General features: G+C 74.6%; 26 protein-coding genes. 9 read left to right on the plus strand and 17 right to left on the minus strand.

The genetic code is table 11. From position 1 onward, the window contains the following. Positions 1 to 38: 38 nt before the first annotated feature. Positions 39 to 1,730, plus strand: coding sequence for a DUF885 domain-containing protein (locus tag B086_RS0135180; RefSeq protein WP_018571137.1), 1,692 nt, complete (start codon positions 39 to 41; stop codon positions 1,728 to 1,730). Between the two features lie 103 nt (positions 1,731 to 1,833). Here B086_RS0135180 and B086_RS0135185 read toward each other — a convergent pair whose 3' ends face one another. After that, a complete protein-coding gene (locus tag B086_RS0135185) occupies positions 1,834 to 2,322 on the minus strand; it encodes a rhodanese-like domain-containing protein (RefSeq protein WP_018571138.1) in 489 nt (162 codons plus the stop codon). Between the two features lie 123 nt (positions 2,323 to 2,445). On the opposite strand from B086_RS0135185, the gene B086_RS0135190 reads away from it, so the two are divergent. After that, positions 2,446 to 2,892: an Lrp/AsnC family transcriptional regulator gene (locus B086_RS0135190; protein WP_018571139.1), complete on the plus strand. Its 447-nt coding sequence runs from the start codon at positions 2,446 to 2,448 to the stop codon at positions 2,890 to 2,892. 19 nt (positions 2,893 to 2,911) lie between these two features. Here the strand turns inward: B086_RS0135190 and B086_RS0135195 are convergent, their stop codons facing one another. From B086_RS0135195 to B086_RS0135215, 5 genes are all read right to left on the minus strand, one after another. Further along, positions 2,912 to 5,905 carry an AAA family ATPase gene (locus tag B086_RS0135195; RefSeq protein ID WP_018571140.1) on the minus strand — a complete coding sequence of 998 codons (2,994 nt, stop codon included), beginning with the start codon at positions 5,903 to 5,905 and terminating at the stop codon, positions 2,912 to 2,914. A gap of 46 nt (positions 5,906 to 5,951) precedes the next feature. Then, positions 5,952 to 7,121, minus strand: a complete 1,170-nt coding sequence (locus tag B086_RS0135200) for an exonuclease SbcCD subunit D (protein ID WP_018571141.1) — start codon at positions 7,119 to 7,121, stop codon at positions 5,952 to 5,954. A gap of 120 nt (positions 7,122 to 7,241) precedes the next feature. Then, positions 7,242 to 7,868, minus strand: a complete 627-nt coding sequence (locus B086_RS0135205) for a YigZ family protein (RefSeq protein ID WP_018571142.1) — start codon at positions 7,866 to 7,868, stop codon at positions 7,242 to 7,244. Positions 7,869 to 7,958: 90 nt separating this feature from the next. Continuing rightward, positions 7,959 to 8,501 (minus strand): SixA phosphatase family protein, encoded by a 543-nt coding sequence (locus B086_RS0135210; protein ID WP_018571143.1) that lies wholly within the window; start codon positions 8,499 to 8,501, stop codon positions 7,959 to 7,961. Next, entirely contained in the window at positions 8,498 to 9,229 is a 732-nt protein-coding gene (locus B086_RS0135215) for a hypothetical protein (protein WP_018571144.1), read from the minus strand. Before B086_RS0135215 ends, B086_RS0135210 begins: the two co-directional genes overlap by 4 nt. A gap of 180 nt (positions 9,230 to 9,409) precedes the next feature. Here B086_RS0135215 and B086_RS0135220 point away from each other — a divergent pair, with 180 nt between their 5' ends. Further along, a complete protein-coding gene (locus B086_RS0135220) occupies positions 9,410 to 9,826 on the plus strand; it encodes a CoA-binding protein (RefSeq protein WP_018571145.1) in 417 nt (138 codons plus the stop codon). A gap of 75 nt (positions 9,827 to 9,901) precedes the next feature. Here B086_RS0135220 and B086_RS0135225 read toward each other — a convergent pair whose 3' ends face one another. The 3 genes from B086_RS0135225 to B086_RS0135235 form a co-directional block, all read right to left on the minus strand. After that, complete coding sequence (locus B086_RS0135225; RefSeq protein ID WP_018571146.1) at positions 9,902 to 10,456, minus strand: YbaK/EbsC family protein; 555 nt, start codon at positions 10,454 to 10,456, stop codon at positions 9,902 to 9,904. A gap of 42 nt (positions 10,457 to 10,498) precedes the next feature. Further along, positions 10,499 to 11,074: a helix-turn-helix domain-containing protein gene (locus B086_RS0135230; protein ID WP_018571147.1), complete on the minus strand. Its 576-nt coding sequence runs from the start codon at positions 11,072 to 11,074 to the stop codon at positions 10,499 to 10,501. Positions 11,075 to 11,253: 179 nt separating this feature from the next. Further along, a complete protein-coding gene (locus B086_RS0135235) occupies positions 11,254 to 12,051 on the minus strand; it encodes an acyltransferase (RefSeq protein ID WP_026253102.1) in 798 nt (265 codons plus the stop codon). Positions 12,052 to 12,184: 133 nt separating this feature from the next. Here B086_RS0135235 and B086_RS0135240 point away from each other — a divergent pair, with 133 nt between their 5' ends. Further along, positions 12,185 to 12,742, plus strand: coding sequence for a gamma carbonic anhydrase family protein (locus tag B086_RS0135240; RefSeq protein WP_018571149.1), 558 nt, complete (start codon positions 12,185 to 12,187; stop codon positions 12,740 to 12,742). A gap of 56 nt (positions 12,743 to 12,798) precedes the next feature. Here B086_RS0135240 and B086_RS0135245 read toward each other — a convergent pair whose 3' ends face one another. Continuing rightward, positions 12,799 to 13,452, minus strand: coding sequence for a DedA family protein (locus B086_RS0135245; RefSeq protein WP_018571150.1), 654 nt, complete (start codon positions 13,450 to 13,452; stop codon positions 12,799 to 12,801). A 202-nt stretch (positions 13,453 to 13,654) separates the two neighbouring features. Next, a complete protein-coding gene (locus tag B086_RS0135250) occupies positions 13,655 to 14,092 on the minus strand; it encodes a DUF4442 domain-containing protein (protein ID WP_018571151.1) in 438 nt (145 codons plus the stop codon). Between the two features lie 143 nt (positions 14,093 to 14,235). On the opposite strand from B086_RS0135250, the gene B086_RS0135255 reads away from it, so the two are divergent. Then, positions 14,236 to 15,285, plus strand: a complete 1,050-nt coding sequence (locus B086_RS0135255) for a hypothetical protein (RefSeq protein ID WP_018571152.1) — start codon at positions 14,236 to 14,238, stop codon at positions 15,283 to 15,285. A 50-nt stretch (positions 15,286 to 15,335) separates the two neighbouring features. Here the strand turns inward: B086_RS0135255 and B086_RS0135260 are convergent, their stop codons facing one another. Together B086_RS0135260 and tuf are read right to left on the minus strand one after the other, a co-directional pair. Next, positions 15,336 to 16,181, minus strand: coding sequence for a spermidine synthase (locus B086_RS0135260; RefSeq protein WP_026253103.1), 846 nt, complete (start codon positions 16,179 to 16,181; stop codon positions 15,336 to 15,338). Positions 16,182 to 16,329: 148 nt separating this feature from the next. Further along, positions 16,330 to 17,499: an elongation factor Tu gene (tuf, locus tag B086_RS0135265; RefSeq protein WP_018571154.1), complete on the minus strand. Its 1,170-nt coding sequence runs from the start codon at positions 17,497 to 17,499 to the stop codon at positions 16,330 to 16,332. A 342-nt stretch (positions 17,500 to 17,841) separates the two neighbouring features. On the opposite strand from tuf, the gene B086_RS0135270 reads away from it, so the two are divergent. The 3 genes from B086_RS0135270 to B086_RS41560 all read left to right on the plus strand — a co-directional run bounded on the left by B086_RS0135270 (position 17,842) and on the right by B086_RS41560 (position 19,989). Further along, positions 17,842 to 18,621: a TVP38/TMEM64 family protein gene (locus B086_RS0135270; protein WP_018571155.1), complete on the plus strand. Its 780-nt coding sequence runs from the start codon at positions 17,842 to 17,844 to the stop codon at positions 18,619 to 18,621. A 209-nt stretch (positions 18,622 to 18,830) separates the two neighbouring features. Further along, positions 18,831 to 19,706, plus strand: a complete 876-nt coding sequence (locus tag B086_RS0135275; RefSeq protein ID WP_018571156.1) for an undecaprenyl-diphosphate phosphatase — start codon at positions 18,831 to 18,833, stop codon at positions 19,704 to 19,706. 103 nt (positions 19,707 to 19,809) lie between these two features. Next, on the plus strand, positions 19,810 to 19,989 hold the full coding sequence (locus B086_RS41560; protein WP_037874387.1) for a hypothetical protein: 180 nt from the start codon (positions 19,810 to 19,812) through the stop codon (positions 19,987 to 19,989). 99 nt (positions 19,990 to 20,088) lie between these two features. Here B086_RS41560 and B086_RS0135285 read toward each other — a convergent pair whose 3' ends face one another. Both B086_RS0135285 and B086_RS41565 read right to left on the minus strand, forming a co-directional pair. Then, positions 20,089 to 20,829 (minus strand): SDR family NAD(P)-dependent oxidoreductase, encoded by a 741-nt coding sequence (locus B086_RS0135285; RefSeq protein ID WP_018571158.1) that lies wholly within the window; start codon positions 20,827 to 20,829, stop codon positions 20,089 to 20,091. Between the two features lie 68 nt (positions 20,830 to 20,897). Next, complete coding sequence (locus tag B086_RS41565) at positions 20,898 to 21,491, minus strand: DUF4291 domain-containing protein (RefSeq protein ID WP_078531289.1); 594 nt, start codon at positions 21,489 to 21,491, stop codon at positions 20,898 to 20,900. Between the two features lie 49 nt (positions 21,492 to 21,540). Here B086_RS41565 and lnt point away from each other — a divergent pair, with 49 nt between their 5' ends. Further along, on the plus strand, positions 21,541 to 23,121 hold the full coding sequence (lnt, locus tag B086_RS0135295) for an apolipoprotein N-acyltransferase (RefSeq protein ID WP_018571160.1): 1,581 nt from the start codon (positions 21,541 to 21,543) through the stop codon (positions 23,119 to 23,121). On the opposite strand, the gene B086_RS0135300 is transcribed toward lnt, so the two are convergent. Then, on the minus strand, positions 23,036 to 23,950 hold the full coding sequence (locus tag B086_RS0135300; protein ID WP_018571161.1) for a Gfo/Idh/MocA family protein: 915 nt from the start codon (positions 23,948 to 23,950) through the stop codon (positions 23,036 to 23,038). The two genes, lnt and B086_RS0135300, sit on opposite strands and share 86 nt — an antisense overlap. 67 nt (positions 23,951 to 24,017) lie before the next feature. Next, positions 24,018 to 25,250 (minus strand): FAD-dependent monooxygenase, encoded by a 1,233-nt coding sequence (locus B086_RS0135305; protein ID WP_018571162.1) that lies wholly within the window; start codon positions 25,248 to 25,250, stop codon positions 24,018 to 24,020. Between the last annotated feature and the right edge of the window lie 96 nt (positions 25,251 to 25,346).

A 25,346-nucleotide genomic window follows, 5' to 3' on the forward strand; every position in this document is an offset into this window, starting at 1 on the left:
GCTGACGCGGACCACGTCCTCGTACGAGGATGGGCCGCATGTCAGACACCAAGAGCCCGCTGCCCCGTCAGGTCGCCGACGCCTACGTCGACGAACTCATCGCCCTCGACCCGATCACCGGTACCTACCTCGGCGTGAAGGAGAGTTCGGGCAAGCTGCCCGACACCTCGCCCGCGGGTCAGGAGGCGGTCGCGGAGCTGGCGCGCACCACGCTGGCGCGGCTGGCCGAGGCGGAGCGCCGCCCCGGCGCGGACTCCGAGGCCGAGCGCCGGTGCGCGCGCCTGCTGCGCGAGCGGCTGACCGCGGAGATCGCGGTGCACGAGGCCGACGAGGGCCTGCGCGCGGTGAGCAACATCCACAGCCCGGTGCACTCGGTGCGCGAGGCGTTCACCATCACCCCCACCGACACCGACGAGGACTGGGCGGCGGTCGCCGAGCGGCTGCGCGCGGTCCCGGCCGCGCTGGAGGGCTACCGGGAGTCCCTGACCCTGGGTCTGGAGCGCAAGCTGTACGCAGCTCCGCGGCCCACGGAGACCTTCATCGGCCAGCTCACCGAGTGGTCGGACACGGACGGCTCGGGCCGCGGCTGGTTCGAGGACTTCGCCACCGCGGGCCCCGACTCCCTGCGCGGCGAGCTGGACGAGGCCGCGCGGGCGGCCACCGCCTCCGTCGTGTCGCTGCGGGACTGGATGCGGGACGTCTACGCACCCGCCGTCGAGGGCACGCCGAACACGGTCGGCCGCGAACGCTACGCGCGTTTCTCCCGCTACTACAACGGCACGGACCTGAATCTCGACGAGGCCTACGCCTACGGCTGGTCGGAGTTCCACCGGCTGCTCGGCGAGATGAAGAAGGAGGCCGAGAAGGTCCTGCCGGGCGCCGAGAGCCCCTGGACGGCGCTCGCGCACCTCGACGAGCACGGCACGCACATCGAGGGCGTCGACGAGGTCCGCGACTGGCTCCAGGCCCTGATGGACGAGGCGATCGAGGCGCTCGACGGCACCCACTTCGAACTCGCCGAGCGGGTACGGCGCGTGGAGTCCCGCATCGCGCCGCCCGGCGGTGCCGCGGCCCCGTACTACACGGCGCCGTCCGCCGACTTCTCCCGGCCGGGGCGGACCTGGCTGCCCACCATGGGGCAGACCCGCTTCCCGGTCTATGACCTGGTCTCGACCTGGTACCACGAGGGGGTGCCGGGCCACCACCTCCAGCTCGCGCAGTGGGCGCACGTGGCGGACAGCCTCTCGCGCTACCAGGCGACCGTGGGCATCGTCAGTGCCAACGCCGAGGGCTGGGCGTTGTACGCGGAGCGGCTGATGGACGAACTCGGTTTCCTCACCGACCCGGAGCGGCGGCTCGGCTATCTGGACGCGCAGATGATGCGCGCCGTCCGCGTCATCATCGACATCGGCATGCACCTGGAGCTGGAGATCCCGGCGGACTCGCCGTTCCACCCGGGCGAGCGCTGGACGCCGGAGCTGGCCCTGGAGTTCTTCGGCGCGCACAGCAGCCGTCCGCGGGACTTCGTGGCGAGCGAGCTGATCCGCTATCTGTCGATGCCCGGCCAGGCCATCGGCTACAAGCTGGGCGAGCGTGCCTGGCTGCTGGGCCGGGAGAACGCCCGGAAGCGGCACGGCGACGCGTTCGACGCCAAGACCTGGCACATGGCGGCGCTCTCGCAGGGCTCGCTGGGCCTGGACGACCTGCTGGACGAGCTGTCCCAGCTGTGACCCGTCCCTGAGACGGAGAAAAGAAGGGGGTGGGGGCGGCCGGATTCCAGCCGCCCCCACCCCCGCCCGCGTTCCTGCTCCCCCACTGTGGCCGTGCCGCCGCTCAGCAGCCGCAGTCGTCCCCCGCGACCGGCGCGGTGAGCGGGTCGGGGTTCCGGCGCTCGCCGCCCCGCCAGGTCTCGTAGGCGAAGCCCTCGCGCACCCAGTACTCGAAGCCGCCGAGCATCTCCTTGACCGCGTAGCCGAGTTCGGCGAGGGCGAGGGCGGCGCGGGCCCCGCCGTTGCAGCCGGGGCCCCAGCAGTAGGTGACGACCGGGACGGCCGGGTCGAGCAGCGCCGGGGCCTGCCCGGGGATCAGCGCCGTGGGCAGGTGCACCGCGCCGGGGACATGGCCCTGGTCCCAGGACTCGGTGGAACGGGAGTCGACCACCACGAACCCCGGGTCGCCACCGGCCGAGAGCGCGGCGGCGACGTCCGAGACGTCGGCATGGAGGGCGAGGCTCGCCCGGAAGTGCGCGGCGGCCTCGGCGGGGGCCGCCGGGGGCACCCGCAGGACGGGATTCGGCGCCCCGTGGGCGGTGGTGACGGTCATCGTCTGTTCCTTCCGCAGATCACTCCGACGACCGGAAATCTACGGTCGCGGGCCGCCCGCCTGAAGTGGCGATCGCCGGTGCTCCCCTTGATCCGCCGGGGATCCACCTGCTATCCACCCCTCATGACCGTGTTTTCCCCGGATGCCACCGACTGGCGCATCCTCGATGCCCTCCAGCGCGACGGACGGGCCAGTTTCGCCGAGCTGGCCCGAGCCGTCTCCATGTCCCCGAGCGCCGTCACCGAACGGGTGCGGCGGCTGGAGGAGGCGGGCGTCATCCAGGGCTACGCGGCCGTGGTCGACCCGGAGCGCCTGGGCCTGCCGATCCTCGCCTTCGTCCGGCTGCGCTACCCCCACGGCAACTACAAGCCCTTCCACGACCTGGTCGCCGCCACCCCCGAGATCCTGGAGGCGCACCATGTGACCGGCGACGACTGCTTCGTCATCAAGGTCACCGCCCGCTCCATGCGCCACCTGGAGGAGACCACCGGCCGCATCGGCGCCCTGGGCTCGGTGACCACGAGCGTCGTGTACTCCTCGCCGCTGCCGCGCCGCCCGGTGGGCCGCTGAGGAGCTGAGCCGGACAGGCTCAGGCGAGGCCGGTCTGCCGCACGGACGACCCCGACCGCCCCTTGACGACCTCCAGTTGCGCGTGGACGCGACGGCGCAGGTCCGCGACATGGCTGACGATGCCGACGCTGCGGTCGCGCTCGCGCAGGGAGTCGAGGACGTCGAGGACCTCGTCGAGGGTCTGGTCGTCCAGGCTGCCGAAGCCCTCGTCGACGAAGAGGGTGTCCAGCCGGACCCCGCCCGCCTCGTCGGTGACGACGTCGGCGAGGCCGAGGGCGAGGGCGAGGGACGCGAAGAACGTCTCGCCGCCGGACAGGGTGGCCGTGTCCCGCTCGCGGCCGGTCCAGGCGTCCACGACGTGCAGCCCGAGGCCGCTGCGCCCGCGTCCGGCCCGGTCGTCGGAGTGGACCAGGGTGTAGCGGCCGGAGGACATGCGCCCCAGTCGCGCGGTGGCGGCGGCGGCCACCTGTTCCAGGCGGGCGGCGAGGACGTAGGACTCCAGCCGCATCCGGCGTTCGTTGTCGGCGGAGGTGCCCGCCGTGAGCGCGGCGAGCCGGGCCACCCGGTCGTACTGGGTGCGCAGCGGTGCGAGCCGGCGTACGCCGGTGGCCGCCCGTGCGGAGAGCCGGTCGAGTTCGGCGCAGCGGCGGGCCGCGGCGTCCCGCGCGGAGGCGGCCTCGCGCAACCGCCGCCCGGCCGTCTCCGCGGTGGCCTCCGCTGCGGGGACGTCGGCGGCGGGCTGTCCGGCGGCGGCCACCGTGTCGGCCTCGGCGAGCACGGCGCGGACGGCCGCCTCCTCGGCGTGCCAGGCGTCCAGGCGGTGCTGGAGGTCGCGGTGGGCGGCGTCGTCGAGGAGGGCGTCGGACGCGGCACGCGGGGTCTCGAAGCCCGCCCGGAAGGCGGCCTCGGCGAGCCGCCCGTCGGCGTCCTTGAGGCGTTCGGCGCTCTCCTCGGCGGCGCGCGCCGCGTCGGCGGCGTCGGCGAGGCGGGCGGCGTGCCGCTCCAGTTCGGCGGCGCGGGCGGCGACGCTGCCCGCGCCGCCCCGGGCCTCGGCGAGTTCCGCTTCGAGGGTGGCGCGTTCGCGGTCCAGGTTCTCCCTGCGGGTCTGCCGGGCGGCGGCGCGGACCTCGGCCTGCCGCAGCACGGCCAGGCGCCGGGCGTGCTCCTCCTCGGCCGTACGCAGCTCCACCTGCGCGGCGTGCAGCGCGGACGCCTCGCCCCGCGCACGCGTGAACAGCCGCTCCAGTTCGGCGGCCTCCCCGGCGAGCCGGGCGGCGGGCGCGTCACCCGCCTCGGCGGTGGCGGCGGCCAGCGCCTCGCGTACGGCGGCGAGGCGGCGCTCGTCCCGCGCGCGCTGTTCCTCGGCGTCCTGGTGGGCGGCCTGGGCGCGCTCCTCGGCCGCCCGGTCGACGTGCCCGGCGACCTTGCGCGCGGGCGCGGGGTGCTCGGTGGCGCCGCACACGGCGCAGGGCGCGCCGTCGGTGAGCCCGGCGGCCAGTTCGGCGGCGATGCCGTTCAGCCGCTGTTCCTTCAGGTCGAGCCAGCGGTCCCGGGACCGTACGGCGCGCTCGGCGGAGTCCAGGGCGGACCGCTGCGCCTGTGCGGCCTCTTCGGTCAGCCGGTCGCGGGTGCGGGCGGCCTCCAGCCGGGTCCGCGTGGACTCCCGGCGCACGGCGAGCTGTTCGGCCCGGCCGGCCGCCTCCTGCGCGGACTCGATACGGGCCTGGAGGGCGGCGCGGGCCGTCTCCCATCCGGCGAGCCAGCCCTCGGCGTCGTGCAACTGGTCCTCGTCGGCGCGGGCCTGGCGGTCCACCTCGGCCCGTTCGGCGGCGAGGTGGGTCAGGCGGCGCTCGGCGCGGCGGGCCGACTCCAGGCCGCCCAGTTCCTCGGCGGCGCGGCGCGCGGCGGCGGCGAGCCCGGCCGGACCGGCCTGCGCGCTGTCCTCGGGCAGCAGGGCACGCGCGCGTGCGTCGGCGGCGGTCGCCCGGCGGTGTTCGGCGTCGGCCGCCTCGCGCAGCGCCAGGGCGGGCGCCACGGTCTCCGCCTTGCGTCCCCGCTCCATCCGCTCCTGCGCCGCGCGGTGGGCACCGGCCCGCTCGTCCAGCCGTTCGGCGCGCTGCCGGGCCTCGGCGAACCTGCGTTGCAGCCGGGCCCGTTCGCGTACGTCGTCCAGGGTGCGCGCGGCGGCGGCGCGCACGGTCTCGGCGGCCGTGAGCCGGCAGTGGGCGACGGTGGCCTGCTCCCGGGCGGTGCTGCGGGCGACGGCCGCGGCGCTCAGCACGGCCTCGGCCAGGCCCGGGTCGCCGGGTGCCAGGGCGGGCAGTTCCATGGCGTCGCCGGCCGCCTGCTGCATGCGGTGCGCGTCCGCGAGCAGCGCGGCGTCGCCCTCGCGGACCTGGGCCTCGGTGGCGCGCCTGCGGTCGGCGAGGCGCCGTTCCACGTCGGCGAACCGCTGGGTGTCGAACAGGCGGCCGAGCAGCTTGCCGCGGGCCTCGGCGTCGGCGCGCAGGAACCGCGCGAACTCGCCCTGCGGCAGCAGCACGACCTGGCAGAACTGCTCGCGGCTCATGCCGAGCAGCTGGGTGATCTCCTCGCCGATCTCCTGGTGGGAGCGGCTGAGGTCCTTCCAGGCGCCCGCCGTCGCGTCGTACTCGCGCAGCCAGGTCTGCGCCTTGTCCACGGTGGTGCCGGTGCCGCGCTTCTTCGGGCGCTCCCAGGGCGGCAGGCGGGTGATCTCCAGGCGCCGCCCGGCGACGCTGACGTCCAGGGTGACCTGGGTGCGGGTGCCCGCGGCCGCGTGGTCGCTGCGCAGGGTGGCGCCCTGGGCGCTCTGCCGGGCTCCGGGCACGGATCCGTACAGCGCGTAGCAGACGGCGTCCAGGACGGAGGTCTTCCCGGCGCCGGTGGGGCCGTGCAGCAGGAACAGTCCGGCGGCGGACAGGGCGTCGAAGTCGACGCTCTGGGTGCCGCCGAAGGGGCCGAAGGCGGTGATGTCGAGCCGGTGCAGCCTCATCGGGCCCCCTCCGGTCCGGCGGGGCGCCCCGGGGCGCGGCGGGGGCTCACCGTGCCACCTCGCGTTCGCGTCCGGCGTCGTCGGCGCGCACGGCGTCGAACGCGTCGCGCAGCACCGCCTGTTCGTGCGCGTCGGGGCCCGCTCCGCGCACATGGGCGACGAAGTCCCGCGCGATCTGCTCGTCGCTGCGGCCCGCCAGGCGGCGGGCGTAGGACACGTCCGGGTCGTCGGGGGCCCGCTCGGGGGCGAAGACCAGGCTGAGGGTGTGCGGGAAGCGCGCGGCGAGGCGGGCCATCGGGTCGGCCGGGCGGACGGTGTCGGTCAGGGTGGCCTCGACCCAGGAGTCCTCGTGGCGGGCGAGGTCCGGGTCGGCGAGCAGGTCCTCCAGCGGCCCCCGGATCCGGGCCAGCGGGCGGGGGACGGGGCAGTCGACGCGCTCGGCGGTGACGGTCCCGGCCGCGTCCAGGTCGACGAGCCACATGCTCTTGCGGTGCGCCGCCTCCGAGAAGGAGTACGGCAGGGGGGAGCCGGAGTAGCGCACCCGCTCGGAGATGGCCTGACTGCCGTGCAGGTGCCCGAGGGCCGCGTAGTCGACGCCGTCGAAGACGCCCGCGGGGACGGCGGCGACGCCGCCCACGGTGATGTCCCGTTCGCTGTCGCTGGCCTCGCCGCCGGTGACGAAGGCGTGCGCGAGGACGACGGAGCGGGTGCCGGGCGCGCGGCCCGCGAGGTCGGCGCGCACCCGCTCCATGGCGGCGGCGAGGACAGCCTCGTGACTCGGCCTCGCGACCCCGAACTCGTCCTTGACCAGGGCGGGTTCCAGATACGGCAGCCCGTAGAAGGCGACGTCGCCGTGGGCGTCCCGCAGTACCACGGGGGTGCCGCAGGCGGCGGGCTCGGTGCGCAGGTGGATGCCCGCGCGGCCGATCAGTCCGGCGCCCACACCGAGTCTGCGGGCGGAGTCGTGGTTGCCGCTGATCATCACGGTGGGCACGCCGAGGGCGGCGAGGCGGTGCAGGACGTCGTCGAACAGCTCGACGGCGGCGAGCGGCGGCACCGCGCGGTCGTAGACGTCTCCCGACACGACCACCGCGTCGACCTCGCGCTCGCGCACGGTCGCCACGAGGTGGCCGACGAAGGCGGCCTGGGCTTCGAGCATGTTCACACGGTGGAACGCCCGGCCCAGGTGCCAGTCGGAAGTGTGCAGGAACCTCATGATCCTCGAAGACTAGCCGCCGGGTCCGACAGCACGGGTGCTCACGCCCGTATCGGCCCGCCACGCCTGGTACCGTTCGTCCCGTTTTATCCGCACATGCCCGCCGTGTCGCGTGAGCTTTCACGCGTCGCCGTAGGCCTCGCCGCCCAGGTCGAACCCGGCGGTCCCGGCCGTGGCGTCCGCCAGCCAGGCACGGAAGGCGTCCACGTCGGCGTCCGGCAGACCGATCTCGATGGTGACGGCCTCGCCGTAGCGCACGTCGCGCACCGCGCGCCCGGTGGCCCGCAGGTCGTTCTGCACCTTGCCGGCCCGCTGGTGGTCGACGGTGACCGTGGCCAGCCGGAAGCGGCGGCGCGTCACGGTGCCCAGGGTGTCCAGCGCCTCCCCCACCGCGCCGCCGTAGGCCCGGATGAGACCGCCCGCGCCGAGCTTCACTCCCCCGTAGTAGCGGGTGACCACGGCGACGACGTACCGCATGTCGCGGCGCAGCAGCATCTGGAGCATGGGCACGCCCGCGGTGCCGCCCGGTTCGCCGTCGTCGCTGGCCCGCTGGGTGCCGGCGTCGGCCCCGATCACATAGGCCCAGCAGTTGTGCGTGGCGTCGGCGTGCTCCTTGCGGACCGCGGCGACGAACTCCTGCGCCTCCCGCTCGTCGGCGGCCGGGGCGAGCGCGCACAGGAAGCGCGAGCGGTTGATCTCGGTCTCGTGGACGCCTGCTCGGGCGACTGTGCGGTACTCGTCCTGCATCCGGCCAGCCTATGCGGACGCCGCGCGCCCCCGGCCACGGGGCGGAGCGCCGCCGGGGCCGGAGCCACCGAGGCCGGAGCGCCGCCGAGGCTAGGGCCGCGTGCCGCGAGGCACCAGCAGGGCGGTCAGCAGGGCCGCTCCGGGGGCGAGCGCGGGCCAGCCCGTGCCGTGCCAGGACAGTACGGCGATCGCGGACGTCGGGAACTTCACCCGGAGCCGGTCGAGCGTGTCGTCGAGCCCGTCCCCGGCGAGGTCGCGGACCAGGTCCTCCAAGCCCGGGTTGTGCCCGACCAGGAGCAGCGTCTCGACGTGGGGCGGCACCTCGCGCACCACCTCCAGGAGGCGGGGCGCGTCCCCCGCGTAGAGCCTCGGGTCGTAGCGGACGGGCGGCGGGGTGCCCCACTGGGCGGCGGCCAGCTCCCAGGTCCTGCGGGCGCGCAGGGCGGTGGAGCACAGGGCGAGGTCCGGCAGCGTGTCGGCCTCGGCGAGGGCGCGCCCGGCGGCCGGTGCGTCCCGGCGGCCCCGGGCGGCGAGCGGGCGCTCGTGGTCGGTGACGCCCTCGGGCCGGGCCGACTTGGCGTGCCGCAGCACCACCAGTCGGCGCAGCGGTCCGGCGGCCGGGCGGACGATCACGCGCCGCGCCCCACGTCGAGGGCGAGGTCGAGGCCGAGCAGCCGGTCGGCGTAGGCGTACGTCTCGAAGCGGGCGCCGTCGGGCAGGTCGGGGCGGGACGCGGCCCGCTCCAGCACGCCGAGCGCCGCCGGGATGTCGAGGTCGTCCTCCCAGGCGGCGCGCAGCTCGGCGCGTACGTCGTCGGGGATCGGCCGCGAGGGCCGGCGGGCCCAGTCCGCGACGGCGCCGCGCCAGCGCGCGAGGGTCGCACCGGCCTCGTCCAGCGTGTCCGCGTCCAGGCGTACGCGCCGGGCGCGGGGCTGGGCGAGGAGCGCCAGGCGCCAGGCGGCGGGGTCGCCATCGGGGGCGGGGGTGACGGGGACCGCCGCGTCCACCGGGGCGACGGCGAGCCGTACGCCGCCGGTCGCGCCGTGGTCGTCCTCGCGGGCCACATGCACCACCTGTGACTCGCCGAGGGCGGCGCCCAGGCCCCTGCTGTCCTCGAAGGGGTGGATGCCGAGGGCCGCGGCGCCCGCCCGCAGCTCCGCCTGTTCCCGGTCACCGGTCAGCAGCGCCCACACCGGTGTCCCGCCCAGCTCCAGGGCGCGGACGAGCAGGTCGGCGACGAGGAGCACGCGCAGACCGGTGGCGTCGAACCCGGACGCGTGCGCCTCGATACGGGTCAGGCCGCGGCGGGCCGGGGCGGCGTCGACGGGCTCGCCGGTTCGGGCGTCGGTGATGCGCAGCACGGGCCGAGCGTAAGGGGCCGAGGGGCCAGGTGCAGGCATGTGGCCCACATTGCGGACGGTGTGGCGGAACCCCGGCCGGGGAATCCGCGGCCCGGTCGCGGCGTTGCCGCGTCCGTGGCGTCCTCCCCGAGGCGGGAGCGGCCCCTTCCCGAGGTGTCCCGAGGTGTGAGGAGAACAGTGGTGTACGGCGATGCGGAGACGGTGCGCAGGATCCTGACCGGGCTCGGTGACACCTGGGCCGTCGTGGGCCTGTCGAACAACCGGGACCGGGCCGCGTACGGCGTCGCCGAGGTGCTGCGGCGGTTCGGCAAACGGGTGGTCCCCGTGCACCCGGCGGCGGAGACCGTGCACGGCGAGCAGGGCTACGCCCGGCTGGCGGACATTCCCTTCGACGTGGACGTCGTCGATGTGTTCGTCAACAGCCGGCTGGCCGGGCAGGTCGCCGACGAGGCGGTCGCCAAGGGCGCGCGGGCGGTGTGGTTCCAGCTCGGTGTCGTCGACGAGGACGCGTTCGCGCGCACCCGGGCCGCGGGCCTGGAGATGGTGATGGACCGCTGCCCGGCGATCGAGATCCCGCGCCTGGAGCAGGCCCGCTAGGACCGTGCGCGGGCCGGTGCCGGACTCGGCGGCCCGGCACCGGCCCGTCGCCGTCCTCGGCCTCGGCTCCGCCGGTCAGACGCCCAGGCCGTCCAGGACCACGGCCCCCGGGATCTCCGTGAACGCCTTGCCCGGCACCAGGAGCTTGCCGCGCCGCCGGCCGCTGCCGACCAGGACGTACGGCAGGTCGACGACGGCCGAGTCGACCAGCACGGGCCAGTCCTCGGGCAGGCCGAGCGGGGTGATGCCGCCGTACTCCATGCCGGTCTCGCCGGTGGCGATGTCCATCGGCGCGAAGGACGCCTTGCGCGCGTCGAGCTGACGGCGCACCACGCCGTTGACGTCGACGCGGGTGGTGGAGAGGACCACGCAGGCGGCCAGCCGCGAGGTGCCGCCGCGTTTGCCCGCGACCACGACGCAGTTCGCCGACTGTTCGAGCAGCTCGCGTCCGTAGTGCTCGACGAAGGCGGCGGTGTCGGCCCACTGCGGGTCGGTGTCGACGTGGACGATCTGGTCGGCGGGGACGCTGCCGCGCCAGTGGCGCACGGCGTCGGCGACGGGGCCGATCAGTTCGTCGAGGCAGTCGGGGGCGGGGACGGCGTGGTCGAAATCGCCGATGGGTGCGCGCATGGCGGCACGCTAGCAAGGGCGCGACACGGTCCGCCGGACGTCTCAGTGGGCGGGCGGCGGTACGGACACCACCATCACCAACTCCATGGGAACGGCACCGGTGTTGGCGTACGCGTGCGGGGCGCCCGCCTCGAACGAGGCGCTCGCGCCCGCGGGCACGCGGTACTCCGTGCCGTCCACGGTGAGCGCCAGTTCGCCCGCCGTGACATGGACCATTTCGACGGTGCCGCCGGGATGCGGATCGGAGGCGCTGGACTCCCCCGGCATCAGCCGCCACTCCCACATCTCCAGCGGGCCGGGCGCCTCGGCACCGGCGAGCAGCCGGTTGTAGCTGCCCGCCTCGGTGTGCCAGAGCCGGACCGCCTGGTCGGCGGGGACGATCCGGACCTTGGGGCCCCGCTCGTAGTCGAGCAGGGTGGTGATGCTGACCCCGATCGCGTCGGCGATCTTGACGACGGTGCCGAGGCTGGGGTTGGTGCGGGCCTGCTCGATCTGGATGAGCATGCCGCGGCTGACGCCCGCGCGGGCGGCGAGGGCGTCCAGGGTGAAGCCGCGCTCGCCGCGCCAGCGTCTGACGTTGCGCGCCAGGGACTGGGTCAGCAGTTCGAGGTCCGACACATTCCGTCCAATATGATGAATGTCAGGGTTTTCTGCACTGAACTACGGTGGAGTGCACCCGCTCGTCCGCCGAACTGTACTGCGAGGCCGCCGCGACGACACTTCCCGGCCCGTCCGGCCTCCCTCCGACGTCCGGCCGCTCCCCTCTCCTCTCCGGTGTCCGGCCTGCGCTCCGCCGGTCAGCTCTCCGCGTCCAGCCCGGCGAGCGGACCGGCCGCACCGTCCTCCGCCAGGGACGCCAGCGCCAGCAGCTGCTCCGGAGTGACGCCGTCCGGTATCGGCACGGGCGCCGGGGTGCGCAGCGGCGGCTGCCAGCCCTCGGCGGGCGTCCAGCGGCGTACGACCCGGGCGGGCGCGCCGGCCACGACCGCGTGGTCGGGCACCTCGCCGCGGACCACCGCCCCGGCGGCGACCACCACGTTCCGGCCGATCCGGGCGCCCGGCAGGACGACGGCGCCGGTGCCGATCCAGCATCCCGGGCCGATCTCCACCGGCTCCATCCGCGGCCACTGCTTGCCGATGGGCTGGTGCGGGTCGTCGTAGGAGTGGTTCGTGGAGGTGACGTAGACGTAGGGGCCGACGTAGCAGTCGCTGCCGATGGTGACCGTGGTGTCGGCGATGACATGGCTGCCGCGGCCGAGGACGACGCCGTCGCCGATGCGCAGGATCGGCTCCGGACCCAGGTCGAGGTCGGGCATCAGCCCGGCCGTCAGCGTGACCTGCTCACCGACGATGCAGTGGGCGCCGAGGTGGATCCAGGGTTCGCCGAAGACCGTGCCGAGCGGGAAGGCCAGTCTGGTACCTGTTCCCATCGCGCCGAAGCGGAGCCGGCCGGGGTGCTCCGCGGTGACGGAACCCGTGCGCTGCACCCAGGCCCAGCCCGCGTGGACGGCGCGCTGCGCGATCCGGCGCGACCAGAACGAAGACCGAGACGACCACGATGACCATGACGAGAACGTGTTCTTGCGCTGAGGCACCCGCTCACCGTACTCAGGGCGCATCGCCCGCACGCGGCCGGACACCTGTGATCTTCACCCCACCGGATGACGTACGGTGCCCGGGTACCCGGCCCCGAGGAGGCCGCGGACGGCAGCGGAAGGCGGGACGAGGATGACGCGCGAGGCGCTGGTCATGGGCATCGGCGACCGGGAGCCGCAGGTGGACGCGGAGGCGTTCGTGGCGCCTTCGGCGTCGGTGATCGGTGAGGTGGTGCTCGGCGCGGGGGCGAGTGTCTGGTACGGCGCGGTGCTGCGCGGTGACGTGGAGCGGATCGCGGTCGGCGCGGACAGCAATGTGCAGGACAACTGCACCCTGCACGCCGACCCCACCTTCCCGGTGAGCGTCGGCGCGCGCGTCTCCGTGGGGCACAACGCGGTGGTGCACGGCGCGACGGTCGAGGACGACTGCCTGATCGGGATGGGCGCGACGGTGCTGAACGGCGCGGTGATCGGCGCCGGATCGCTGGTCGCCGCGCAGGCGCTGGTGCCGCAGGGCATGCGCGTACCGCCGGGCTCGCTGGTCGCGGGCGTGCCCGCCAAGGTCAGGCGGGAGCTGACCGAGGAGGAGCGCCGGGGGATCACACTCAACGGCACGATGTACGCGGAGCTGGCGAAGGCGCACCGCGACGCCCACGCACGGCGGGAACCGGCGGGCGGCGCCGAGGGCTAGAGCCCCGGGACCCCGGAGGGGGGAGGGTGCGCGAGGAGCGGAAGGGCGGGACGGGGCTACTCGCCCGCGGCGACCGGCTCCGCCGTCTCGCTCTCCTGGTGGGCGGCCTGCGCCTTCTTGGCCTTGCGCTTGACCACCAGGAAGGAGACGAGGCCGATGAGCACGGCCGCCACCAGACCGAGCCAGGAGAACTTCTTCAGCCAGGACTCGGCGACGACACCGACGTAGTAGATGACGGCCGTCGTGCCGCCCGCCCAGCAGATGCCGCCGAGCACGTTGGCGATCAGGAACTTCCAGTACGGCATGTGCAGCACACCGGCGAGCGGCCCGGCGAAGATGCGCAGCAGGGCGACGAAGCGGCCGAAGAAAACGGCCCACATGCCCCACTTCTGGAAGGAGCGTTCGGCGGTGGCGACATGGCCCTCGCTGAAGTGTCTCGGGAACTTCCTCCCGAGCCAGGCGAGCAGCGGTCTGCCGCCCTTGCGGCCGATGGCGTAGCCGATGGAGTCGCCCACGACCGCGCCCGCGGTGGCGCACGCGCCGAGCACGATGGGGTTGATGCCCGAGTTCTGCGAGGACAGCAGCGCGGCGGAGACCAGGACGATCTCGCCGGGCAGCGGAATGCCCAGGCTCTCCAGGCCGATGACCAGCGCCACCACGGCGTAGACGGCGGCCGCAGGCACCGTGTCGAGCCAATCCTGGACGTGCACCGCCGGATCCTCCCCGTTTCGTGTCACGCGCGCAGCGCGTCACGTGCGTTCCCGAAGGGCGCCCCCCGAACGCGCGCCCCTCAAGAAGCGTACCGGGTCGGGCGGCGCTTCCGGCGTGCGCGCGAAAGCGCCCCGGCCGCCGGGCGTGACATCGCCCGCCGGGGCGGGCGCCGGCGGGCGGTGCCGCCCCGGTCGGCGGCGGTCAGCTGTTGGGGCGGAGCGTCCAGACCACGGTCATCTCGGTGGTGACGGCGCCGTCCTCGCGCTGGATCTCGACGGCCACCGGGAACTCGGGGCGCTTGCCCTCGTCGAGTTCGGCGACGACCTCGGCGATCGGGCGGCCGAGGGTCGCGGTGGCCTTGACCGGCCCGAGGGCGATCTTCTTGAAGGCGATCCGCGCGTCCACCGGCAGCGGCACCGCGCGGGAGAGCTGATCGCCGAAGGCGGCGAGGACGATGGCGCCGCTGGCCGACTCGCCGAGCGTGAACATCGCCCCGGCGTGCGGCCCGCCGACGTGGTTGCGGTACTCCTCCTGGTCCGGCAGGGCGAGGACGGCCCGCTCCGGAGTGGTCTCCAGGTACTCGAGGTTCAGGGTGCGAACCATCGGCACCGTGGCGGCGAGCAGTTCGCCGATGGACATCTGATCTGCGCTCATGCCCGAAGGTTACTCACGAGTAGCGCACTCTGGCCAGAGCGGGAGCCTCCTCGTCGTCCCCTTTCTGGTACGTCCCTGACAAGGGCCGGTGACCGAATCGTGTCCCCGGCGCCCTAGGGTTACTGCTCATGTGGCCAGGACAGCAGCCGCCCGGGGGCGAGCAGAACCCGCAGGACCCGCAGAGCAACCCGTACCAGCAGCCGGGGTACCAGCAGCCGAATCCGTATCAGCAGCCGGGCTACCAGCAGCCCAACCCCTACGCGCAGCAGCAGCCGCCTCCGCAGCAGCCGCAGTGGGGCGCCCCGGTGCCGCCGCAGCCGCCGGTCGGCGGCGGCGGGAACGGCGGCGGTGGCGGGAACCGGACGAAGGTCGTCGCCATCGTCGCGGCGGCGGCCGTCGTGGTGGCCGCCGGTGTGACCGGGTTCCTGGTCCTCGGGGGCAAGAAGGACGACAAGGCGGACGGCGGGTCCACCGACCAGAAGGCGAGCCCCTCGGTCTCCGCCCCGGCCTCCTCCGCCGCCCGGAACGACCCCTCCGTCGCCCCCTCGGAGGACAACCCCCGGGGCAACGAGACCGAGAAGCCGCAGGTCGCCGGCTGGAAGGTGGTCGTCAACCCGAAGTGGGGCGTCGCCTTCGACGTGCCCGCCGACTGGGAGGTCAAGGCCCCCGGTGTCGGCGTCGGGTTCGAGGACCACAAGACCGGCAAGCTGCTCGCGGTGATGTCGGGTGTCGCCCAGGACAAGTCCAAGTGGTGCACGTCCGACGACGACAAGGACGGGCGCACCGAGGACACCTCCCTGGCCACGGCGGGCGTCAAGGGCGCCGACGGTGCGAAGAACACCGACGAGGTCGCCGTGAACACCGTGCCCTGGTGGGTCTACGGCGGCTTCACCCAGCCCGACAAGAAGAGCCTCACCTTCGACAAGAAGGCCAAGCCCTTCAGGACCACCTCGGGCATCCAGGGCAGCATCGCCTGGGCGCGGTCGACGAAGACGCCGATGAAGGGCAAGTGCGCGACCGACGGGAAGGCGCTCACCTTCGGCTTCAAGAACTCCAACGGCGACTTCGTGTCCTGGAACTTCTACGGGGTCAAGGGTGTCAAGGACGAGGTGCCCGAGGCGACCGTCATGAAGGTCCTCGCCACGGTCCGCCTGCACGGAACGCCCACCGGCGGCTGAGCACCCACGGCACCGCCGCGGCCACCGGGCCGTCAGCCGATACCGGGCCGTCAGCCGATGCCGAAGGTCCCGCCCGGGGGCTCGGGGGACGCCACGGCGTCCTCGTCGCGCACCGGGCGGGCCACGCCCGTGAACCTCCGCAGCGCGGCGCCGTGTTCCACCCGGGCGGGGAAGGTGTCCGAGGCGGTGCGCCGGGCCAGGGCGGCCGTGTCGAGCGGGCGGTGCGCGGCGGCGAGCACCGCGTTGCCGAAGCGGCGGCCCCGCAGCACCGCGGGCTCGGCGATGAGCACCGTCTCCTCGAACACCTCGGCGAGCGTGGCGAGCTGGGAGCGCAGGAACGTGAACGGCGCGGCGTCGGCGAGGTTGACGACGTGGACGCCGCCCGGCCGCAGCACCCGCTCCGCCGCCCGCGCGCAGCCGAGGGAGGTGAGGTGCGCCGGGACCCGGGAGCCGCCGAAGACGTCCGCGACCAGCACGTCCGCCGAGTCCGCCGGGGCACTCTCCAGCCAGGCGCGGGCGTCGGCCGCGTGCAGCGTGATGCCGGATCCCGCGGGCAGCGGAAGGCATTCGGCGACCAGTTCCAGCAGCCCCCGGTCGGCCTCGACGACGTCCTGGCGCGAGCCAGGCCGGGTCGCGGCCACGTAGCGGGGCAGCGTGAACGCGCCGCCGCCCAGGTGCAGCACGTCCAGCGGCCGGCCCTCGTCGGCCACCGTGTCCAGTACGTGCCCGATCCTGCGCGTGTACTCGAACTCCAGGTGAGCGGGCGCGTCCAGGTCGACGTACGACTGCGGCGCCCCGTCCACCGTCAGCAGCCACGCGCGCTCGCGGTCGACGTCGGGCATCAGCTTGGCGGTCCCGTGGTCGACGGCACGGCTCACGGGTATGGGCTCGGTCACTCCCCCATTGTGCCGGGACGGGCGGCGGACCTGGCACCGGGCCGGGACGGCAGGCGCCGCGCGGGCAGAGGCGGCAGCCGGTGGGAGCGGGGCGGCCCGCTCCCGCTCCCACGCCGCTGCCGCCCCGCTCACAGAACCGCGCGCGGCCTCACTCCACGGAGATCACCGTCCCGGCCCCCACGGTCCGGCCGCCCTCCCGGACAGCGAAGCCGAGACCCGGCTCCAGCGGCACCTCGCGCCCCAGCTCCACGGTCATGGTGACCGTGTCCCCGGGCCGCGCGAGCGCCGTCTCGCCGAGGTCGACGTCACCGACCACGTCCGCGGTGCGGATGTAGAACTGCGGCCGGTAGCCGGTGGCCACCGGTGTCGTCCGGCCGCCCTCGCGCCCCGACAGCACGTACACCCGCGCGGTGAACCGCCGTCGCGGCGTCACGCTGCCGGGGGCGGCCACGACGTGCCCGCGGCGGACCGCGTCGCGCGGGACACCGCGCAGCAGCAGCGCCACGTTGTCCCCGGCCTGCGCCTCCTGCATGGGCTTGCCGAAGGTCTCCAGGCCGGTGACCACCGTCCCGGTCGCGGCGCCCAGCACCTCGACCCGGTCGCCGACCCGGACCGTGCCGCGCTCGACGGCACCGGTGACGACGGTCCCGCGGCCGGTGATGGTGAGCACGTTCTCCACCGGCAGCAGGAACGGCGCGTCCAGGTACCGCTCGGGCATCGGCACATAGGTGTCGACCGCGTCGAGCAGCGCCTCGACCGACGCCGTCCAGCGGGGGTCGCCCTCCAGTGCCTTGAGTCCGGAGACCCGGACGACCGGTACCGCGTCACCGGCGTAGCCCTGACGGGTGAGCAGGTCGCGGACCTCGAGCTCGACCAGGTCGGTCAGCTCGTCGTCGCCCGCGTCGGCCTTGTTGAGCGCGACGACGATGTGGTCGACGCCCACCTGCCGGGCGAGCAGCACGTGTTCGGCGGTCTGCGGCATGATCCCGTCGAGCGCGGAGACGACGAGGATCGCCCCGTCGAGCTGCGCGGCCCCGGTGACCATGTTCTTGACGTAGTCGGCGTGGCCGGGCATGTCGACGTGCGCGTAGTGCCGGGTGTCGGTCTCGTACTCGACGTGCGCGATGTTGATGGTGATGCCGCGGGCGGCCTCCTCGGGCGCCCGGTCGATGCGGTCGAAGGGCACGAACGTGCCGCCGCCGCGCTCGGCCAGGACCTTGGTGATGGCGGCCGTCAACGTGGTCTTGCCGTGGTCGACATGGCCCATCGTGCCGATGTTCAGATGCGGTTTGGTGCGGACGTACGCCGTCTTGGACATGGGTGTACCTCGAAGCCGGTGAGAAGTGTGACGGGACCCCGGGAGAGCGCCGACCCTCCCCCTGCGGGGTCCGCCGGACGATCCGGGGAGGGTCAGCTTCGGGCGCCGTCGACCGCGGCCGTGAGGATCCGGACGGCAGCCTTCGGAGCATCCGCGACCGCGGATGCTGCGAGGAGGAAGGCGTGCCGGAACATGCTCCGATCATCGCCGGACGACCGGCGCGCGTCGAATGGTTTTCGCCCTCGCGGCGGCACCCGGACGCCCGTTCGCGGACCGGCGTCTGTGACGTGGGTGAGACGAACCGTACGGCGATCAGACACACCCGTCGGTTAATGTCACCGGATGCTCGATGCCACCAACCGCTCTGGGGGCACCGCCACGGCCTCTCCCCGGGCCACCGCCGCGGAGCCGGGCGCCGCCGTGCTCACGGCCGCGCCGGTCTCCCTCACCGCGTCCGCCCGCTGCGCGCGGGTGCTGCTGTCGCCGTGGGCGCGGCTGTCCCTGCTGCTGGCGCTGCTCGCGGCGGCCGGGACCTGCGTCCTGCTCTTCCAGCCGCAGAGACTGCTGGCGCACGGCTGGCCGCCGCAGCTCGGGGGGTTCGCGGCCGTGCTCCTGTTCGCGGCGGCGTACGGCGTGTGCACGGTGGCGTTCGTGCCGCGCCCGCTGCTGAACCTCGCCGCCGGCGCGCTGTTCGGCTCGGGCGCGGGACTGGCGGCGGCGCTCGCCGGTACGGTCCTGGGCGCCCAGATCGCCTTCGGGCTCGGCCGGGTGCTCGGGCAGGACGCGCTTCGGCCGCTGCTGCGCGGCCGGTTGCTGCGGGCGGCGGACGGGCAGCTGAGCCGGCACGGGTTCCGCTCGATGCTGGCCGCCCGGCTGTTCCCCGGGGTGCCGTTCTGGGCCGCCAACTACTGCGCCGCCGTCTCCCGCATGGGCTGGCCCGCGTTCCTGCTGGCCACGGCGGTCGGCTCGGTCCCGAACACCGCTGCCTACGCGGTCGCGGGCGCCCGTGCCGCCACCCCCACCTCCCCGGCCTTCCTGGTCGCGATGGCCTGCATCGCGGTACCGGCCCTGGCGGGCGCGGTGGTCGCCTGGCGCAAGCGGCATCATCTGCGCGCGCGTTGAGGCCGGGATCCGCGCGCGCCGAGGCCGGAGCGAGGCGCCGAGTCGAACAGGTGCACACCTCTTCGTAAACGACTGGTAAAGCCCCGGTGGGTTTTCCGTCATGTCGGACCGCTACGCTGCCCCTCGGCACCCCAGGCCCTGCCCGCGGCACACGGCGGCCCGGTGCGCCCGTCGCCCCTGCCCGCCCGGCGCTTGGACTCCGTACCCCCATGTCTTGGTTCGCATCGCTCGTCCTCGGACTCGTCCAGGGGCTGACCGAGTTCCTCCCCGTCTCCTCCAGCGCCCATCTGCGGCTGACGGCGGCCTTCTCGGGCTGGGACGACCCCGGCGCCGCCTTCACGGCGATCACCCAGATCGGCACGGAGGCGGCCGTGCTGATCTACTTCCGCAAGGACATCGGGCGGATCGTCGCCGCCTGGTCCCGCTCGCTCCTCGACCGGTCGATGCGCGCGGACCCCGACGCCCGCATGGGCTGGCTGGTCATCGTCGGCTCCGTCCCGATCGGGGTGCTCGGGCTGACGCTCAAGGACCAGATCGAGGGGCCGTTCCGCGATCTGCGGGTCACGGCGACGATGCTCGTCGTGGTCGGTGTGATCATCGGCATCGCCGACCGGACGGCGGCGCGCGACGAGAAGGGCGGCCGGCACCGGGCGCCCCAGCAGCGCAAGTCCCTGCGCGACCTGGGCGTCAAGGACGGTCTGATCTACGGCTGTTGCCAGGCGATGGCGCTGATCCCGGGCGTCTCCCGCTCCGGCGCCACCATCAGCGGCGGCCTCTTCATGGGCTACCGGCGCGAGGCGGCGGCCCGTTACTCCTTCCTGCTGGCCATTCCGGCCGTACTGGCCTCCGGCGTCTTCGAGTTGAAGGACGCGATGGAGACCGGCCATGTGGCCTGGGGACCGACGCTGTTCGCGACGGTGATCGCGTTCGTGTCGGGGTACGCGGTCATCGCCTGGTTCATGAAGTACATCTCGACGAAGAGCTTCATGCCGTTCGTCTGGTACCGGGTGGTGCTGGGCCTGGTCATCATCGGCCTGGTCACGGCAGGCGTACTCAGCCCGCACGCGGCCGAGTCGGCGGAGTGAGCGGCCCGCGGACGCGGAACGGCCTCGCACAGGTGACCGACTCCCTACGGTTCCTGTAGCCGTCCGGTAGCGCTGTGTCAGTGCTTGCCCCTAGGCTTGGGGCATGTCCCCCGATTCCATGGCCCTTGGTTCCGTGCGGTCCGCCGCCGAGCTGAACGAGCAGATCCGGGCGCTCTGGCTGCGTGCGGGCGGGTCCCTGTCGGCCCAGGAGCGCGCGGAGTACGAACTGCTGGTGGTCGAGTGGGCCGCCGCCATCCGGGGCCGGGTGATCAAAGCGGCCTGACCGGCCCGGCCACCCGCCGCGCACACCGGCCGCGCCGCCCCACGGGCACAGCGGCCCCACGCCCCGCGCATCTCCCGGACCGCCCCGCCCCGGCCCGGTTCAGCGCCCGCCGGACACCCGCAGCACCGCTCCCGACGCGTAGGAGGCGTCCGGTGACATCAGCCACGCGACGGCGGCGGCGATCTCCTCGGCGCGCCCCGGGCGGCGCAGCGGGATCGCGCCGGAGGCACGGCGGGCCCGGTCCGGGTCGCCCATCGCCGCGTGCATCTCGGTGTCGATCATGCCGGGCGCGACCGCGTTGACGCGGATGCCGTCCGGGCCGAGTTCCTTGGCGAGCCCCAGGGTCAGCGCGTCGACGGCGGCCTTCGTCGCCGCGTAGTGCACGTACTCGCCGGGACTGCCGAGCGTGGCGGCGGCGGACGACACATTCACGATCACACCGCTTCCGCGCGGGGTCATCAGCTGGGCCGCGCGGCGCGAGCACAGCAGCGTGCCCGTGAGGTTGACGTCCACGACCCGGCGCAGGTCGGCCGGGTCCGCGTCGGCGAGGCGGCCCAGCGGCCCGGTCACACCGGCGTTGTTCACCAGCCCCGTCACCGGCCCGAGCCGCTCCTCCGCCACGGCGAACAGCCGCTCGACGTCGGCCTCCACGGAGGTGTCCACCCGCACGGCGACGCTGCGCGCCCCGGCCTCCAGCACCTCGTCGGCGACGGCCTCGGCGGCGCCGGTGTCACGGACGTAGCCGATCACCACGTCATGCCCGTCGCCGGCCAGCCGCCGGCAGACCGCGGCGCCGATGCCGCGGCTGCCCCCGGTGACGACCGTCACGAGTCGCTTCATGCCGACCTCCGGTTCCCTTCCGATCCGCTCACGCCGACCGTGCCGGAGCCGGCCCGCCTGTGATCATTCTAGGCCCGCAGGTGCGCGAGCACCTCGTCGTCCACCGGGTACGGCCGCTCCTCGGGCAGCAGGGCCCGCGCCCGCTCCGGCTCACCCGACCGGACCAACGCGTGAATCTCGGCCGCGAGCGGGGTGACGTCCTCGACCCCGGCGATCCACTCGTCCGCGTACCGGACCGCGGCCTCACCGACGAGCCCGAGTTGCAGGGAGCGGTACGGCAGCGGAGCGAGCCGCAGGTCACGCTCCGGGTCCCACTGCACGCGCGCGGGTGCCTGCCGCAGCCTCGCCCGCCAGGAGGCACGGTCACCGTGCAGGGACGGCACGTGGTGCGAGAGGCAGGCGTGCCGCAGGGCCCACTCGAACCCGCCGCGGTCGATCTCGACGGCCAGGACGGTCTCCTGCCCTTCCCTGGCCCCCCAGCCGCAGCGGTACATCATCCAGAGGAACGACGGCTTGATCCAGGTCATCCGGTCCCGCTTCCAGGTGGCGGGGAAGCGGCCGTCGCGGGCGGCCGCCTCGTCCGCTGTGTCCCTGGCTGTCCGGTCCGTCCTCCCGGCCGGTGGCCTGGGCGTCGGGCGGTGGGGCGCGCACACTGGATCCATCCGTGGATCACCGGGTGACCGGGGCCGTCGACGGGTAGGAGGGCGCCCTATGGAGAGATTCGGACGCTGGCTCGACTCGCCCTGGCGGCGCGGGGTGCTCGCCGTGCTCGCGGGGGCGCTGCCGATGTTCGCCTTCCCGGCGCCCGCGCTGTGGTGGTTCGCCTACGGCGCGCTGGTGCCGTGGATCCTGCTGGTGCGGTCCGCGCCGACCGCGCGGCGTGCCGTCTACGACGGCTGGTGCGGCGGGCTGGGCTACATGCTGGCCGTGCACCACTGGCTGCTGCCCAGCCTGCATGTGTTCACCGTGGTGCTCGCGGCGCTGCTGGGTGTGCTGTGGGTGCCCTGGGGGTGGCTGGTGCGGCGGTTCCTGGCCGGACGGCCCTCCGCCGGGCGGGCCGCGGCGGCGCTCGTGGTGCTGCCCTCGGGCTGGCTGGCCGCGGAGCTCGTACGGTCCTGGCAGGGCCTCGGCGGGCCCTGGGGGATGCTGGGCGCCAGCCAGTGGCAGGTGGCGCCCGCGCTGCGTCTGGCGTCGGTGGGCGGGGTGTGGCTGCTCAGCTTCCTGGTGGTGGCCGTCAATGTGGCCCTCGCCCTGCTCGTGGCGGCCCGCGGCGTGCGGGTGCCCGCGGTGGCCGGGCTCGCCGCGACCGCCGCGGTGACCTCCGCCGCGTGGGTGTGGGCGCCGCGCCCCGCCGTCGACGGCCAGGTCCGCGTCGCGGTGGTGCAGCCGGGCGTGGTCGACGGCGCCGACAGCGGGGAGCGGCGCTTCGACCGGGAGGAGCAGCTGACCCGCGGTCTCGCGGGGCACGGTGTGGACCTGGTCGTCTGGGGCGAGAGCAGCGTCGGCTTCGACCTGGCCGACCGGCCCGATCTGGCCCGGCGGATCGCGGCCCTCTCCCGGGAGGTCGGCGCCGACGTCCTGGTCAATGTGGATGCCCGGCGCTCCGACCGGCCCGGGATCTACAAGAGTTCCGTGCTCGTCGGACCGCAGGGCCCGACCGGCGAGCGGTACGACAAGATGCGGCTGGTCCCGTTCGGCGAGTACATCCCGGCCCGTTCACTGCTCGGCTGGGCGACCTCCGTCGGCAAGGCCGCGGGCGAGAACCGCAGGCGGGGCACCGAGCAGGTGGTCATGGACGTCGGGCACGGGCTGCGGATCGGCCCGCTGATCTGCTTCGAGACCGCGTTCCCGGACATGAGCCGCCATCTGGCGCGGGACGGCGCCGGGGTGCTGCTCGCCCAGTCGTCGACCGCGACCTTCCAGCACAGCTGGGCGCCCGAGCAGCACGCCTCGCTCGGCGCGCTGCGGGCCGCCGAGACCGGACGGCCCATGGTGCACGCCACCCTGACCGGCGTGTCCGCCGTCTACGGCCCGGACGGGCGGCGGATCGGCCCCTGGCTGGGCACCGGCGACAGCACCGCACGGGTGTACGAGGTACCGGTCGCGCACGGTGTCACCCCGTACGTCCGCCTCGGCGACTGGCCGGTGCACGCGGCGCTGCTGGTGCTGGCCGCGGTGGGGGCGCACGAGGGCGTGCGGGAGGTGCTCAGGCGGCGGCGCCGGAGCGCTCCAGCACCGTCCGCACCACACGCTCGCACAGGTCGTGGGTCTCCAGCGCGTCCCGGGCGCTGAGCACCCGCCCCTCGCGCACGGCGTCGAGGAAGGCCAGCACGGCCTGCTCGATGCCGCGCTGGCGGGCGACGGGCACCCAGTCGCCGCGCCGCCGCAGGGTCGGCTGGCCCTTGTGGTCGACGATCTCGGAGAGGTTGGCCACCTGCCGCTTGGTGTCCTGCCCGGAGACCTCCAGGATCTCCTCGGCGGAGCCGCTGAGCCGGTTCATCACACCGAGCGCGGTGAAGCCGTCCCCGGCCAGTTGCAGCACCACGTGCTCCAGCAGCCCGTCCCGCATCCGGCCGCGCACGGTGATGTCGTCGACCGGGCCCGGCACCAGGAACCGCAGGGTGTCCACGACGTGGATGAAGTCGTCGAGGACCATCGTGCGGGGCTCCTCGGGCAGCCCGACCCGGTTCTTCTGGAGCAGGATCAGCTCGCGCGGGTGCTCGGCGCACTGCGCGTACCCGGGGGCGTACCGCCGGTTGAAGCCGACCATGAGCCCGACGCCGCGCTCCTCGGCGAGCGCCACCAGGCGGGCGGAGTCGGCGAGTTCGTAGGCGAGCGGCTTGTCGACGTACGTGGGGACACCGGCCTCCAGGAGCCGGGTGACGATCTCGGGGTGGACGGCGGTGGGCGCGTGCACGAAGGCCGCGTCGAGATCCTGTGCGAGCAGGGAGCCGAGGTCGGCGTGGCGGCGCTCGGCGGGCAGGTGCAGGCTGTCGCCGACCCGGTGCAGGGTGGCGGGCGTCCGGGTCTGGATGTGCAGGTCGACGCCGGGCTGCGCGCCGAGGACCGGCAGGTACGCCTTCTGCGCGATGTCGCCCAGTCCGATGCAGCCGACCTTCACGTGCGCTCCTTCGTCGTCGCTCGACCGGCTGCCGGGTGCGTCGCCGTCCGGCGCCGTCCGTTCGCGTTCAGCCGTGTTCGTTCCTTCGGGCGGCGGGTGTCCGCCCCGCCCGCACCGCAGCATACGGCGGCTGCGGAGGGCGCCAGTCGGCGACGCCGTCGAAGCCGCGCAGCAGCGCTCCCGGCACGGTCCTGGAGACGGCGGTGACCAGGGCGTCGCGCAGGGCGGCACCGGCGCGGCTGCCCGTCATGTTCACGCGGGCGACCCGGACGGCCCGGCGGGTGAGGGCGGTCGCCCGGGGCAGCCGGGCCGCGGTGTAGGCGGCCAGGTCACCGAAGTGGTGGGCGAGGACCACGGCGTCCTCGACGGCCAGGTTGCCGCCCTGGCCGAGGGTGGGCGGCATGGCGTGCGCGGCGTCGCCGAGCAGAGCGGTCCGGCCGCGGTGGTAGGCGGGCGGCGGCGGTGCGAGGTGGTGCACGTCGTGGCGGAGCACGTCCTCGGGACGGGCGGCGGCGAGGACGGCGGGGACCGGGTGGTGCCAGTGGCCGAAGCGGCGCAGGAGTTCGGCGCGTTCGTCGTCGGCGTGCTGCCCGGCGGGCGTCCGCGCCGCGGCGTACGCGTACACCCGGCCGTCCTTGAGCGGGTGGGTGCCCCACAGGCAGCCGCGGCCCCAGGTCTCGTGCGAGGGGAACACGGCGCCCGGTACCGGGATCATGACGCGCCAGGTCGTGAACCCGGAGTGGACGGGCCCGGGGTGGTCCGGGAACAGGGTCCGCCGGGACGCGGAGTGGATGCCGTCGGCGGCGACCACCAGGTCGGCCTCCAGTTCGCCGTCGGGTGTGGTCACCCGGGCCGGCCGGTGCGCGTCCCCGGGGTCGGCGAGGCGGGCGTCCACGGAGGTGCGGACGGTGCCGGGCGGCAGCAGCGAGGCCAGCACCTCGACCAGCGTGGCCCGGGGCAGCAGCACGATGGGGCCGCCGAAGCGTGCGGCCGCCGCCGCGGCGTCGGTGCGGGTCAGCCAGTGGCCGCCGGGTGTGCGCAGCCCGCCGCCGCCCTGCCAGGCCGCCAGATCGCGGATCCGGTCGCCGACGCCGAGGACGTCCAGGGCGCGCAGGGCGTTCGGGGAGAGGGAGATGGCCGCGCCGACCGGCTCCAGGGAGGGGGCGCGCTCCAGCACGGTGACCCGGCGGCCGGACAGGTGCAGGGCCGCGGCGGCGGCCAGCCCTCCGATGCCGCCGCCGATGACGACGACGGCCGGGGGCCGGCCCGCGGACGGGTTCGGGGCTCCGGGCTGGGACATGGCTGCCTCCCGCACGATCGAGACTACATCTGTAGTGATACCTGGCCACCCCGACCGTACTACGGATGTAGTGAGACGCACTACGGGCGTAGTCGG

The sequence above is a fragment of the Streptomyces sp. PsTaAH-124 genome, assembly GCF_000373685.1.
GTDB classification, from domain to species: domain Bacteria; phylum Actinomycetota; class Actinomycetes; order Streptomycetales; family Streptomycetaceae; genus Streptomyces; species Streptomyces andamanensis.